A 13,528-nucleotide genomic window follows, 5' to 3' on the forward strand; every position below is an offset into this window, starting at 1 on the left:
TCACGGGGTTCCTGTGGTGGGAGGGGGCGCGGGGCGGAACAACGGCGACAGCAGCCACACCAGCCCGATGCCGAGCAGCAGGGTCATACCGAAGGCCCGCAGCGCCGGCGTAGCGGACAGCCCGAGCAGGCCGAACGAGAGCCAGGTACTGGCCGCACCCACGCACACCGCCACCCACGCGCTGGGATCGCCGCGGTGTTCCAGCAGGAAGATGCCGTAGTCGATGCCCATGCCCAGCAGCAGCATCAATGCCAGCACGTTGAACAGCTGCAACGGATGGCCAAGCAGGGCCAGCACGGCAAGCGTCAGGCTACCAGCGAGCAGGGTCGGCACGATCACCCGCCAGGCATCGCGGCGGTAGCGCCACCACAATGCGGCGAACACCAGCGCCACGCCGGCCAGCAGCATGCCGCTCATCAGCTTGCGGTAATGCCCCAGCAGGCGCGAAAAGTCCGCGGTGCGGTCGACCCAGCGCACACCGGGCAGGCCGGCGCCGGCCTGGTCGAGGTCGGCCAGTGCACTGGGTTGCGAGAGGTCATCGACCAGCACCACGCTGGCCACGCCCTCGCCAAGCGCACCTATCCACAGCGGCCGGAACGGCGCCGAGGCCGGCGACGCAAGGAACGCCTGCAGGTCGATCGGAGTGCTGGCGAACGTCGGTCGCTGCAGCGCCTCGCCACTGACCGCGCCGACCGCCTGCAGCACCGCTGACTCCGCCTGCGCGGCCAGCCGGGCGTCGGCGTCCTGCTGCGACGGAGACGGCAACCAGTCACTCAGCGCGCGATGGCTGCCGATGCGGCCCTGCCCTTCCAGCGCGCGAAGCCGTGCGGTCAAGGCTTCTTCGCGCTGCAGCAGCTGGCCGGCATCGGCGCCCTGCACCAGGAAGAACTGCGCCGGGCTGGGCATGCCGAGCAGGCGCGAGATGCGGATCTGCTGTTCCATCAGCGCCGGTGGCGACGACTGCAGGCTGCGCAGGTCATCGTCCACGTGCAGGAACAGCATGCCACCGGCGCAGAACAGCAGCAGCGCGGTGACCACGCCACCCAGCGACCGGCCGCGCAGCCGGGGCCAGCGCTGCAGCGTGTTGCCCAGCCAGTGCGAGAAACGGGTCTGGCGTACCGTTCCACCATCCAGCCAAGGGAACCACAAAATTACCGTGACGAACGCGGCCGCCAGCCCGACCACCGAAAACAGCGCCATCTGCCGCAGGCCGGGGAACGGGGTGATGGCCAGCGCCAGATAGGCCAAGGCGCTGGTCAGCAGGGCGAGCCACAACCCGGGCAGCAGGTAGCGCAGCAGGGACCAGCGGCTCTGCCGCGGCGCCGCCTGGCGCGAGGCGAACCAGTGGATGCCATAGTCTTCGGCCACGCCGACCAGGGAGGCGCCGAATACCAGCGTCAGCAGGTGCACCTTGCCGAACACCAGCACGGTCGCAGCCAGCGCCACCCCGCAGCCGACCAGCAGCGACATCGCCACCAGCAGGATCGGGCGCAGCGAACGGAACGCCAGCCACACCAGCAGCAGCACCGCGGCCAGCGAGCCCCAGCCGATCGTGTTGATCTCGCGGTTGGCCTGCACCGCCGCGGCTTCGGCATGCAGGGGCACGCCTGCGTGCAGGATCTCCAGTCCGGGCGTGGCGGCGCTCGCGGCCTGCCCCGCGCGTTCCAGCAGCGCACCGATATGCGGTTCGCCGTCCAGCTGGAACGCCGAATCGCGGGTGCCCAGGCGCAGCACCGCCCACTGCTTTTCTTCGGCCTGCAGCAGGCCGTCTTCACCCAGTCGCAGGCCGGCCGCCTTTGCCTGCTGCTGCCACCATGCCGGCCACAGGCCCAGCGGATCCTGCAGCCAGGCGGTCAGCCGCGGCCCCCCCATGGGTCCGTACAACTGGGCCAACGCCTGTTGCGCCAGCGCATCCGGCGCGGTGTGCTGCAGGGTGTCGCGCTGTGCGGGGGTCAACAGGCGGTCACGGTACGGCGCGTAGAACGTGCGCGCCTCATCGAACCAGCCGTCGAGCGCACCGGCCGGCTGCAGCAGCGCGGCGTCGGCATCGCCGGCCAGCGCAGCGGCGAAGGCCGCCTGCGCGCGCAGCGTGGCGGCCGCGTCGGTACTGCCCAGCAGCACCACCACGTCGCGCGAGTTCGCATCGGCGATGCGCCGGGTTACGTCGGACAGCAGCCGGTCCTGTGCATCCTGTGGCAGCAGCGCGAGGATATCGGTGTCGATCGGCGCATGCTGCCGCCACTGCAGGGCCTGCTGCACGCCCAGCGCCAACAGCACCAGCAGCCAGGCGAGGGCAAGCCAGCGCCAGCCGCGATGGGGGGTGTCGGCCACCGGTCCGCGATCAGTCAAGGCGTGCCGCCTCGTCCGCTGCCAGCGTGGCCGGCGCCTCGGTGAGGGCGCTGAAGGTCAGCCGGGTACGGTCCTTGCTGGCCTCGACGATGTCGACCTGGCGGACGTAACGGTCACCCCGCAGCTGCAACGAACTGAAGGCCTTGGCCAGCATCGGCGACTTCGGTGTCAGCGACAGCGTCCAGCCCTTCGCATCGCGCTGCGCCTCCACCGTGAACTGGCTGGACAGGGCCTGCACGTCGCCGCTCATCAGCGCGAACAGGATCGCGTTGACCGAGCGCATCGCCGGCTGTTCGCGTGCATCCAGCTCTACCCGGGTACTGCCATCGGGCTGCCGGCTGAGGATGCGCTCGGCGGTGATCACCATCTCCGAAGGGAACGGCTTCAGCGTGGTCCAGATCACCCCGCGCTCGCGCGCCACCACGAAGCGGCCCTGCGAACGCAGCGGGTTGCGGAAGCCGGCGACCTGCTTTTCCTGGCTGAACTCGCCGCGCAGCACCGCTGGCCGTGCGACATCGCGGGCGATCGCCTGCACTGCGTCGTCGGCAGCGCCCGCGACGAACGAAACGACAAGCAGGCTGGACAGCGCCAGCAGGCGCAGGCAGTGACTCAATTTCATGGCGCGGGAACTCCGAGTTTCTGCCACAGGATCGGCGGGCACAGGTACTGCATTTCACCGCTGGCGGCAGCAACGGCGACCTGCACGGTGTGCGCGCGGGTCAGCCGTTCGCCGCTGCCGGCGTCGAAGATTTCGTAGGTGATCTTCAAACGGTTTTCCCATTCGACGATGCGTGCCCGCACCCGCAGCTGCTGCTGGAAGCGCAGGGGGCGCACGTACTTGACCCGCGCATCCACCACCGGCCACAGGTAGCCCGATTCCTGCATCTGCGGATAGTCGTAGTCGTATCGTTGCAGCAGCGCGCAGCGTGCGATCTCGAAGTACTTGAAGTAGTTTCCATGCCAGACCACCTGCATCGGGTCGCAGTCGTGGAAGGCGGGCGCCAGGGTGATCTCTTCGACCAGCTCATGCATCGCGGTACAGCTCCCACTGACGGCTGCGGATGTCCTGCAGCAGCTGGCGCAGCTCGCCATCCAGCGCGCGGTCTTCTTCGATCAGCGCGATGCGCTGGCCGAGGTCATCGTACATCGCGGCCAGTTCCCCCTGCAGCTGCGCCTGCAGGCCCACCCGCTGACGCAGCGCCACCGCCTGGCGTGCGGCGATCAGCATGCCGGCGACCACCTGTTCGGCAAGCTCGATCACCCGTAGGCAGTCGCGCGCGGCGATGGTGCCCATGCTGACCTTGTCCTGGTTGTGGCATTCGGTGGAACGCGAAAACACCGACGCCGGCAGGGTGTTCTTGAGCGCTTCGGCGGTCCACGCCGAGACGCTGATCTGCAGCGCCTTCAGGCCATGGTTGATGGCGGCGCGCGGGCCGGTCGCGGCGGACAGGTTGGCCGGCAGGCCGTGGCTGTACCGCGCATCCACCAGCAGCGCCAGCTGGCGGTCCAGCAGGTCGGCCAGGTTGGCCACGGTGTTCTTCAGCGTGTCCATCGCCAGCGCGATATGCCCGCCGTAGAAGTGCCCGCCGTGCAGCACGCGTTCTTCGTCCGGATCGATCAGCGGGTTGTCGTTGGCGCTGTTGAGCTCGGTCTCGATCAACTGGCGCAGGAACGGCAGGGTGTCTTCCAGCACGCCGATGACATGCGGTGCGCAGCGCAGCGAGTAACGGTCCTGCAGGCGCTGTTCGTTGCGCGGTGGTCGATCGCTGTGCAGGTCGGCACGCAGTCGCGCGGCGATGCGCGCCTGGCCCGGGTGCGGCTTGGCGGCGAACAGGGTTTCGTCGAAATGGTGCGCGTTGCCATCGCTGGCCAGCACGTTGAAGGCGGTCAGGCGCGTGGCCAGGCGGCACAGGTAGTCCGCGCGATGCCAGGCCAGGCAGGCCAGTCCGGTCATCACCGCGGTGCCGTTCATCAGCGCCAAGCCTTCCTTGGGCCGCAGCCGCAGCGGCTGCAGGCCGATCCGCGGCAGCACCTCGGCGGCGGACTGCACGCTGCCTTCGAACAGCACCTCGCGCTCACCGCACAGCACGGCCGCCACGTACGACAACGGGGTCAGGTCGCCACTGGCACCGACCGAACCTTCGGCCGGGATGCGCGGCAGCACGTCATGCCGCAGCAGGGCGGCGAGGCCTTCGAGCAGGGCCACGCTGGTGCCGGACATGCCCTGCGACAGCGACGCCAACCGCGCCGCCAGTACCGCGCGCGTTTCCTGTGCATCGAGGAAACGACCCAGCCCACAGCCATGGTAGGTGTACAGATGGTGCGGCAGTTCGGCCACCAGCGACGGCGGGATCACCGTGGTGCAGGAGTCGCCGTAACCGGTGGTCACCCCGTAGACCACGCCGTCCTCGCGCAGCAGGCGGTCCAGGAAATCCGCGCCGCGCTGGATCCGGGCGCGGAATCCGGGCGCGTCGTCGAGCACGGCCTGCGCGCGGCGGTCCGCCAGCGCAACGACGTCTTCGATGGTCAGCGGGCCGGCACCGAAGCGACAGGAGGGAAGCGGTTCAATCGGCATCGGCGGCCTGGTCCCAGAACGGAAAGAAGTTGAACCAGTCCAGCGGCGATTCGATCACCTGCTGTTCCAGCCATGCGGCATATCGCTGCGCGCAGTCGTGCAGCGCGGCGTCGCGGGATCCGCGCGGCAGCACGATGCGTTCGTCGAACAGATCGAAGCGGATCCGGTAACCATCGTCCTGGTGCAGGCAGGACAGCGTATACACCGGGCAGCCGAGCGCGGCGGCGAGCACGTAGCCGCCCACCGGGAACGGTGCGCGATGGCCGAGGAAGTCGGCGTGCACCACGCGTTCGCTGTGTACCGGCACGCGGTCACCGACGATCGCCACGAAGCCGCCTGCGGCGACCCGCTGGCCGAGGGTCATCGCCATTGCCGGGCCGACGTCGGTCACCTGCACCAGTTCCACCGATGCCAGCGGATCCAGCCGCGCCAGCAGGCTGTTGAAGCGCTGCGCGTGCTTGGTGTGGACCAGCACGGTGAGATGCAGGCCGGGGACTTTTTCGGCCAGCACCTGGCATAGCTCCAGGCAGCCGACGTGGGCGGTCAGGAACACCCCGCCCTGCGCGCGACCAATGCGCTGCAGGGCGGGGTTGTCGTGCAGCCGCAGGCGCTGCGCCGGATAACGCCGCCCCAGTGCCAGCAGTTTGTCCAGCATGGTGTCGCCGAACAGCGCGAAGTGGCGCAGGCTGTCCAGCCAGTTCGGCGCGCGGCCCAGCGCCCCGCTGTACGCCTGCAGCCGCTGCAGGTACTGCAGCGAGGCGCGGCGTGCCAGACCGTTGGCCAGCCAGTGGCAGGCCACCGCCGGCCAGGCGCACAGCCGGTACGGCCAGCGCCCGAACCAGCGGTGGATCCAGCACAGCGCAAGCACGCCGCGTATCGACGTGCGCTCGCCGATGTCGGCCCAGTGCGGTGCGGCAGGACCGGGACGCGCCGCCATCAGGGCTGTCCCCGCAGGCGTCGCCGCAGCAGTTGCGGAGCGCGCCGCAGCATCCCCCCGAACAACCGCGCGTGCATGCCGCTGATGCGCAGGTTGTCGCGCCACACATCGAAGTGCGACACGCCATCCTTCGGATAGGTAACCGGCGTGGCCAGGTGATGCACCGGCACCTCGCGCCAGTACAGCCGCACGAGGATCTCAGTGTCGAAATCCATGCGCCGGCCGATCGTTTCCTCGGCCATCACCTGCAGCACCGGCGCCAGCGGATACACCCGGAAGCCGCACATCGAATCGCGCAGGTGCAGCGACAAGGTGTTGATCCAGACCCACACATGGGTGCCATAGCGCCCGTACAGGCGGATCTTCGGCACCGTTTCGTCGTAGGCCGGGATGCCGCAGATCACAGCCTCCGGGTGGGTCCGCGACAGCGCGGCGAAACGGCCCAGCTCGGTGGTGTCGTGCTGGCCATCGGCATCGATCTGCAGGACATGGGTATAGCCCAGCCGTGCCGCCTCGCTGAATCCGGCCAGCATCGCGCCACCCTTGCCCTGGTTGTGTGGCAGCCGCAGCAGGCCGACGTGCGGCTGCCGTGCAAGCCCGCCCAGCACGGCCGCACAGTCCGCATGCGAACCATCGTCGACCAGCAGGCACGGCAGTCCCGCAGCGCGGATACCGGCCACCACGTCAGCGATGGCGTGCTCATGGTCATAAACCGGTACCACGACCAGCAGGGCGTACTCGGCGGCGGGAACCAGGGAATCAATCGGCATCGGCGAACAGTACTTTGCCACTGGCGTGAATGCCGTGATCGGAGCTGAACCGGAATCCGAGCACGCATCGGACCGGGTCCCAGTCCAGGTGCAGTTGCAGCACGTCGTGCGGGCGCGCAACCTGCTGGAACTTCAGCGCATCCATGCGCAGGAACCGGGGCGGCAGGTCGAAGGCTTCGCGCGCCAGCTGGATCGCCCAGTCCACCTGGGCCACGCCCGGCAGCACGGCGACGCCGGGGAAGTGCCCCTCAAAGGCCGTCAGCTCCGGCGCCAGCAGCAACGCTACCCGCGCCGTGGTGGCGTCGCGTGCCAGCCACTGCGGCGTTGGAAGCGCTTTCTGGAACAGCGCCTGCAGCAGCGCCTGGGTCGGCTTGCCCTGCGCATTGACCGGCATCGCGGCAACCAGCCGCCAGCGCCGCGGCCGGGTCACGGCGTCATGGCCTTCGGCCAACAGCGCGGTGAGGCGGCCGATGAAGGCGCGTCGCTCGGCATCGCCGGCCTGTGCCAGTGCGCGGTCGTGCGGCACGATCACCGCGGCCAGCTGCGCGCGCGCGCCGGGCAGCACCAGCACCTGCGCTTCGGCCACGCCGGCGTCGCGGCACAGGGCCTGTTCCAGCGCACCCAGCGATACCCGGCGCTCTTCGATCTTGACGATGCGGTCGGCGCGCCCGAGCAGGCGGAAACCGCCGTCAACACTGGCTTCGGCACGGTCTTCGCTGCGCCACCAGCCGTCCTGCGCCAGGTGCGCCGATGCCACCGCCAGCTGACCGTCATCGATGCGCCACTGCACGCCCGGCAACGGCTGCCACGCGGGGGCTTCCCCCTCGCAACGGCGCCAGGCGATACCGCCGGTTTCGCTGCTGCCGAACACTTCGATCGGCGCGATGCCCAGCACCGCACGCACCTCCGCGGCAGCCTGTGCCGGCAGCGGCCCGCCGGAGGAAAACACCGCGCGCAGCTGGCCGCGCGCGCCGGCCCAGTCGAGCTGCGGCGGCAGTCGTTTCAGGTGCGCCGGGGTGGCCACCAGCACGCTGGGTGCGGCGGCCAGCGCGGCGACCAGGTCTTCATGGAAGAAACGCCGCCGCTCGATCGCCCGGCCCGCGGCCAGCGGCCACAGCACGCGGAACAGCAGCCCGTAGATGTGCTGGTGGGAGACGGTGCCGTGCACGTGGGCACCGGCCAGCAGCGCGCCGAACGCCTGCTGCAGCGCCTCGACTTCGCTGCCCAGCTGGTCCAGGCGCTTTTCGATCGCCGCAGGTTCGCCGGTACTGCCGGAGGTGAACACCACCAGCCGGCAGGCCTGTGGATCCAGCACGGCGCCAACGGGGGGCGCGTCGGTGGGCGGCGCCGCGTGCAGCGGCTGCCAGCACGCATCGACATCGCCGGCGAAACCATCCACGTGCGGTCGCAGCGCCTGCAACGTCCCGGGCAGGTCATCGCCCGGCAGGTGGACCCGCTTGCCGGCCGACCAGGCGCCCAGCAGCGCGGCGGCGAAAGCCAGGCTGTCGGTGAAGTACAGCGCCCAGTCGCGCCCTTCGGCGGCCGCGAACGCCGCCTGCCAGCCGCGCGCCCGGGCCAGCAGCCCGGCGTGGTCCAGCACCGCGCCGTCGAGCGCGCCCACCGTGCGGCCAGGCCGTGCGGACTGCAGCAGGAGGTGCAGCGGTATCCACTCAGACATGGCCGTGGGCCGCCTTCACCCGTCGTCGCACGGTCCATTCGGCGGCATGCAGCAGGCCCATCAACAGATAGGCCAGCAGGCCGTTGTACAACGCCCAGGTGGCATCGGACGCCCACAGGGCCGTGGCCAGCGCCAGTGCGCCATTCACCACGAAGAAGCCACACCAGACCTGGGTGACGCGGCGCGTGTAGGCGATGGCGAACGGCGGCAACTGGGGATCCTGCAGGCGTGCGAAGCGCTCGGCCACGGTCGGGGGATGGCGCAGGCTGACCAGGAAGAACACCAGCAGCACCGCGTTGACCAGTGCCGGGTACAGCTTCAGCGGCAGCGCCTCGTTGCCCAGCAGCGCCACCACCGCCAACAGCCCGGTGCCGGCGGCCGACCAGATCCACAGCCGTTCGCGGGTGCCCAGTGCGCGCAGCAGCGCCACCGCGAACAACAGCAACGACAGCCAGCGCGGTTCGAACCGGCCCATCGCCAGGTACATCAGCGGCGGATAGGCCAGCGACAGCAGCACGAAAGCGACCCTGCGCGGATGGGACACGATGGCGGTCCGGTGCGCGCGGTCAGGCAGCAGCCGGGTCGGGCAACAGGCCATGCACCACATCGACCACGTCCTGCACGGTGCGCACGGTCTTGAAGGCGTCCGGCTGCAGGTTGCGGCCCAGCAGCGGCTTCAACTGCACGATCAGGTCGACGGCGTCGATGCTGTCGATATCCAGGTCGGCATGCAGGCGCGCGCCGGGCACGATCAGCGCCGGATCGATCTCGAAGCTGCTGGTCAACAGCCGCGCGATATGCGCGAACAGGTCGGTCTTGGTCATGGCGGCACCCGCACTCACGCGCGGTGGCTGGCGACGAAGGCCGCCAGGGCCTGCACGCTGCCGAAATGACGGCGGGTTTCTTCCGAATCGGCGGACAGGCTCACGCCGTACTGCTTCTGCAGGGCCAGGCCCAGCTCCAGTGCATCGATGGAATCCAGGCCGAGGCCTTCGCCGAACAGCGGCGCGGCCGCATCGATATCGGCGGCGGAGACGTCTTCCAGCGACAACGCCGAAATGATCAGCTCCTTGATCTCGTGCTCAAGTTCCTGCACGGGGCAGCTCTCCACAGGGTTGGAAGTAATGGGTGAGGTAATCGGTGACGCGCCGCGCGGCCAGGGCTTCCCCTCCTGCCACTGCGTCTTCGTCGAGAAACGTATCGATCGGAATGTCCTCACCGACCTCCAGCGAAACGTGGAAGCGTCGCGGGGGCACACGATACCATTTCCGTCCCTTTTCCAGCGTCGGCGGGTCGCAGCGTATCCGTACCGGGGTCATGTCCAGCCGGCCGCGCACGGCGATGTTGGCCGCGCCACGGCGCAGTTTCAGCGGCTGGCCGGGCTCGCTGCGGGTGCCTTCGGGGAAGATCACCAGGCAGCCCCCGCCGCGCACCGCGGCAATGCCGGCGTCGACCAGCGCCGGCCCGTCATCATTGACGATATAGCCGGCGGCACCGACCGTGCCGCGCATGAACGGATTGCGGGCCACCGCGCGCTTGACCACGCAGTCCGCATCCGGCAGCAGCGCGACCAGCAGCACCACGTCGATCAGGGTGGGATGGTTGGCCAGCACCAGCAGGCCTTCACGCTGCAGCCGTGCCGCGCCACTGACCGACACCGTGAGCACGCCGAGGCGGCGCATGATCGCCACCTGCAGGGCGAATCCATGTTGGACGCCGCGACGCGCGAGGCGACGGCGACGCGCGGGATCGCGCACCAGGACCAGCAGCAAGGGTCCCACGACCACGCCGGCGATCAACCCGCCCAGCCCGAACGCCGCGAAGCTGACGCCGGTGGCCAGCACCCGCCAGGCCCGGTCCAGGCCGCGAGCAAGGGCCTCAGCCGCCACGCGTCCAGGTCCAGCGCTGGCCGTCGATCACCCGTTCGCAGCGCGGCTGCGCGGACAACAGGAAACGCTGCAGGTCCAACGCATGCGGCAGCAGGCCGGGCGGATCATCGGGCGCATCGGTGGCCTGCCAGTGCAGCTGCAGGCGCACGCCAGCGGCATCGGGGCGCCTGACGCGCCAACACCAGGCATGGAACGGTGCCGGCTCATCGATGAACTCCGCATACAGTGCCGGCAACGGCGGGTCGTAGACCACGATGCGGACTTCCTCGGCGCCATCGGCCAGCAGTCCGGCCGCTTCCAGGCAGGCCGCTTCGGCGGTGGCCTTGCCCGCCGCCAGTGCCAGGTTGTTGCCGCGGTGGCCGCGGGTGATGGAGTACAGCGCGCCGATCGCATTGTGTACCGACAGGCCGAAGGTGGTCGGTGACAACGCTTCTTCGGCCACCAGCGCGGCCAGCAGTTCCATCGAACGCGCGACGTCGCCGTGGCGGCTGGCGAACACCAGCGGCACGCGGCTGTCCGCGCCCTCGCCGGCTTCGCACCAGCAGGCGGCCTGGATCGCCATGCGACCCAGCCGTTCGATCCGGCGACGCTGCATCGCCGGTACCTCCGGCAGCCCGGGGGTGTCCTCGCCTTCGGGCAGCCACGGTGCCTGCGCCCAGTCCTGCCAGGCGCTGCGGGTGGCCAGCCCGGGCGCCCAGGCGGCCCAGTCGACAACGGAAAACTCGATCATTGCGGGAGAACAGGCTGCGGTTGCGCGGAGCGCCGCACGCTAGCACGGCCGGGGCGAAGAGCGTGACGACCAACGGTCGTCACCCAGCGCAGCCAACGGCCATCGCCAGCCGCGCCTAGTGGTAGCCCGCGCCGGCTTCCACCTTGCCGCGGAACACCCGGTACGACCACGCCGTGTAGCCCAGGATCACCGGCAGCAGCACCACCAGGCCGACCAGGCTGAAGCCCAGCGAAGTCGCCGGCGCCGCTGCGTCCCACAGGGTCATGCTCGGTGGCAGCAGGTAGGGCCACATGCCCAGCACCAGCCCGGCGAACCCGAGCACGAACAGCGCCAGGGTCAGCAGGAACGGCGGCAGGTCGCGCTTGGGATGCACGGCACTGCGCCACAGCGCAGCGGCCACCGCCAGGGTCAGGATCGGCACTGGCGACAGCCACCAGAAATTGCCATCGGCGAACCAGCGCTGCATCAGGTGCGACTGCAGGAACGGCAGCCAACTGCTGACCAGCCCCATCGCCACGATCACCGCCGCCACCAGCGGCCGGGTCAGCTGCCGCGCCAGCACCTGCACCGGGCCGGTGGTCTTGAGGATCAGCCAGGTGCTGCCCAGCAATGCATAGCCTGCCACCAGCGAGGCGCCGGTCAGCATCGCGAACGGGCTGAACCAGCCGAACGCGCCGCCCTGGTAGACCCCGTCGACGATCGGAAGGCCCTGCACCAGCGCCCCCAGGATCACCCCCTGGGCGAAGCTGGCCAGCAGCGAACCCAGCCCGAACGCCACGCTCCACAGCCGCTTGGAGCGGTGCGCCTTGAAGCGGAACTCGAACGCCACGCCGCGGAACACCAACGCCATCACCAGCAGCAGCACCGGCAGGTACAGCGCCGAAAGCAGCGCCGAATAGGCCTTCGGGAAGGCCGCCAGCAGGCCCGCACCGCCGAGCACCAGCCAGGTCTCGTTGCCGTCCCAGATCGGCGCGGCGGTGTTCATCATCTGGTCCAGTTCTTCTTCGCTGTGCGCGAAGGGCGCCAGGATGCCGATGCCCAGCACGAAGCCGTCCAGCACCACGTACATCAGCACCCCGAAGCCGATCACCGCGAACCATGCCACCGGCAGCCAGGTCATCAGGTCCATGTCAGCGCTCCTCCAGCGGTTCATCGGCAGCGGACAGCGGACGCGCCGGGGTGTGGTGGCCGCCGTCCAGCGACGGTCCTTCTTCATGCGGATGCGGGCCCTGGCGCAGGATCTTCACGAGGTACCAGATGCCCCAGCCGAACACGAAGGCATAGCCGACCACGTACACCCCCAGCGACAGTGCGGTCATCCAGGCACTTTGCGGCCCCACTACATCGGCGGTGCGCAGCAGGCCGTACACCACCCACGGCTGGCGCCCCATTTCGGTCACGAACCAACCCGACACCAGCGCGATGAAGCCGCTGGGCAGCATCCAGTTCCAGCCACGCAGCAGCCATCGCGACTGCAGCAACCTGCCGCGCCACAGCGCGAGGGCCGACACCAGCGCCAGCAGCAGCATCAACGTGCCCAGCCCCACCATGATGCGGAAGGCGAAGAACACCGGGGTCACCGGCGGCCGTTCGCTGGCCGGTACCGAGGTCAGCGGGGCGAAGGTTCCGTCGCGCGAGTGGGTCAGGATGAGGCTGCCGAGCCTGGGGATGGCGACCTCGAAATCGTTGCGTTCCTGCTCTTCGTCGGGCAGGGCGAACACCACCAGGGGCACGCCCTCGCCGGGCTGGGTCTGGTGCCAGTGGGCTTCCATCGCGGCGATCTTCATCGGCTGGTGCTTGAGGGTGTTCAGGCCATGCATGTCGCCGACGAAGATCTGCGCCGGTACGGTGATCGCCGCGAAGATCACCGCGGCGGTGAGCATGCGGCGACCCGCTTCCACGTGCACGCCACGGCGCAGGTAGAACGCGCCGATGCCGCCGATCACGAAGCAGGTGGTGATGAACGAACCCAGCGCCATGTGGGTGAGCCGGTACGGGAAGGACGGGTTGAACACCACCTTCCACCAGTCGACCGGATGCACGATGCCATTGACCATTTCATAGCCGGCGGGGGTATGCAGCCAGCTGTTGGAGGCCAGGATCCAGAACGTGGAAAACAGCGTACCCAGCGCCACCATGCAGGTGGACAGGAAGTGCAGCCGTGGCGACACCCGGCCCCAGCCGAACATCATCACGCCGAGGAAACTGGCTTCCAGGAAGAAGGCGGTCAGTACTTCGTAGGTCAGCAAGGGGCCGATCACCGAGCCGGCCACCTGGGTCAGGCGCGGCCAGTTGGTGCCGAACTGGAAGGCCATGACGATGCCGCTGACCACGCCCATGCCGAAGGACACGGCGAAGATCTTCTGCCAGAAGAAGTACAGCTCGCGCCAGATCGGGTTGCGGGTGCGCAGCCAGCGCCACTCGACAAAGGCCAGCCAGCTGGCGGTGCCGATGGTGAAGGCGGGGAACAGCACGTGGAAACTGACCACGAATCCAAACTGGAAACGGGACAACAACAATGCGTCCAAGGGACGCCTCCTGCCGGGCGCGGGTGGGGATACCGGACCAGTCTGGGTGGATTTGCGTTAACAGGGGATGCG

General features: G+C 69.3%; 14 protein-coding genes. All 14 read right to left on the bottom strand.

The window, feature by feature from the left end; genetic code table 11:
- The gene (locus RTX79_RS07005) at positions 1-2,349 is read right to left on the bottom strand and encodes an MMPL family transporter (protein ID WP_312682930.1); all 2,349 of its coding nucleotides are present in this window, start codon (positions 2,347-2,349) and stop codon (positions 1-3) included.
- Positions 2,342-2,968, bottom strand: coding sequence for an outer membrane lipoprotein carrier protein LolA (locus RTX79_RS07010; RefSeq protein ID WP_312682931.1), 627 nt, complete (start codon positions 2,966-2,968; stop codon positions 2,342-2,344). The genes RTX79_RS07005 and RTX79_RS07010 overlap by 8 nt, the downstream gene beginning before the upstream one ends.
- Positions 2,965-3,381 (bottom strand): acyl-CoA thioesterase, encoded by a 417-nt coding sequence (locus RTX79_RS07015; protein WP_057507135.1) that lies wholly within the window; start codon positions 3,379-3,381, stop codon positions 2,965-2,967. The genes RTX79_RS07010 and RTX79_RS07015 overlap by 4 nt, the downstream gene beginning before the upstream one ends.
- Positions 3,374-4,924, bottom strand: a complete 1,551-nt coding sequence (locus RTX79_RS07020; RefSeq protein ID WP_312682932.1) for an HAL/PAL/TAL family ammonia-lyase — start codon at positions 4,922-4,924, stop codon at positions 3,374-3,376. The genes RTX79_RS07015 and RTX79_RS07020 overlap by 8 nt, the downstream gene beginning before the upstream one ends.
- Positions 4,914-5,861: an acyltransferase gene (locus RTX79_RS07025; RefSeq protein WP_312682933.1), complete on the bottom strand. Its 948-nt coding sequence runs from the start codon at positions 5,859-5,861 to the stop codon at positions 4,914-4,916. Before RTX79_RS07025 ends, RTX79_RS07020 begins: the two co-directional genes overlap by 11 nt.
- Complete coding sequence (locus RTX79_RS07030) at positions 5,861-6,631, bottom strand: glycosyltransferase family 2 protein (RefSeq protein ID WP_312682934.1); 771 nt, start codon at positions 6,629-6,631, stop codon at positions 5,861-5,863. Before RTX79_RS07030 ends, RTX79_RS07025 begins: the two co-directional genes overlap by 1 nt.
- Positions 6,621-8,309, bottom strand: a complete 1,689-nt coding sequence (locus tag RTX79_RS07035) for an AMP-binding protein (RefSeq protein ID WP_312682935.1) — start codon at positions 8,307-8,309, stop codon at positions 6,621-6,623. Before RTX79_RS07035 ends, RTX79_RS07030 begins: the two co-directional genes overlap by 11 nt.
- Positions 8,302-8,853, bottom strand: a complete 552-nt coding sequence (locus tag RTX79_RS07040) for a hypothetical protein (protein ID WP_245625250.1) — start codon at positions 8,851-8,853, stop codon at positions 8,302-8,304. The genes RTX79_RS07035 and RTX79_RS07040 overlap by 8 nt, the downstream gene beginning before the upstream one ends.
- A 22-nt stretch (positions 8,854-8,875) precedes the next feature.
- The gene (locus tag RTX79_RS07045) at positions 8,876-9,133 is read right to left on the bottom strand and encodes an acyl carrier protein (protein ID WP_057507167.1); all 258 of its coding nucleotides are present in this window, start codon (positions 9,131-9,133) and stop codon (positions 8,876-8,878) included.
- A 14-nt stretch (positions 9,134-9,147) separates the two neighbouring features.
- A complete protein-coding gene (locus RTX79_RS07050) occupies positions 9,148-9,405 on the bottom strand; it encodes a phosphopantetheine-binding protein (RefSeq protein WP_057507129.1) in 258 nt (85 codons plus the stop codon).
- The gene (locus RTX79_RS07055) at positions 9,392-10,198 is read right to left on the bottom strand and encodes a lysophospholipid acyltransferase family protein (protein WP_312682936.1); all 807 of its coding nucleotides are present in this window, start codon (positions 10,196-10,198) and stop codon (positions 9,392-9,394) included. Before RTX79_RS07055 ends, RTX79_RS07050 begins: the two co-directional genes overlap by 14 nt.
- Positions 10,188-10,928, bottom strand: coding sequence for a beta-ketoacyl synthase chain length factor (locus RTX79_RS07060; RefSeq protein ID WP_312682937.1), 741 nt, complete (start codon positions 10,926-10,928; stop codon positions 10,188-10,190). Before RTX79_RS07060 ends, RTX79_RS07055 begins: the two co-directional genes overlap by 11 nt.
- A 115-nt stretch (positions 10,929-11,043) precedes the next feature.
- On the bottom strand, positions 11,044-12,057 hold the full coding sequence (cydB, locus tag RTX79_RS07065) for a cytochrome d ubiquinol oxidase subunit II (protein ID WP_312682938.1): 1,014 nt from the start codon (positions 12,055-12,057) through the stop codon (positions 11,044-11,046).
- A gap of 1 nt (position 12,058) precedes the next feature.
- On the bottom strand, positions 12,059-13,456 hold the full coding sequence (locus RTX79_RS07070; protein ID WP_312682939.1) for a cytochrome ubiquinol oxidase subunit I: 1,398 nt from the start codon (positions 13,454-13,456) through the stop codon (positions 12,059-12,061).
- Positions 13,457-13,528 lie beyond the last annotated feature (72 nt).

It is taken from the genome of Stenotrophomonas chelatiphaga, from assembly GCF_032054965.1.
In the GTDB taxonomy this organism is placed as follows: domain Bacteria; phylum Pseudomonadota; class Gammaproteobacteria; order Xanthomonadales; family Xanthomonadaceae; genus Stenotrophomonas; species Stenotrophomonas chelatiphaga.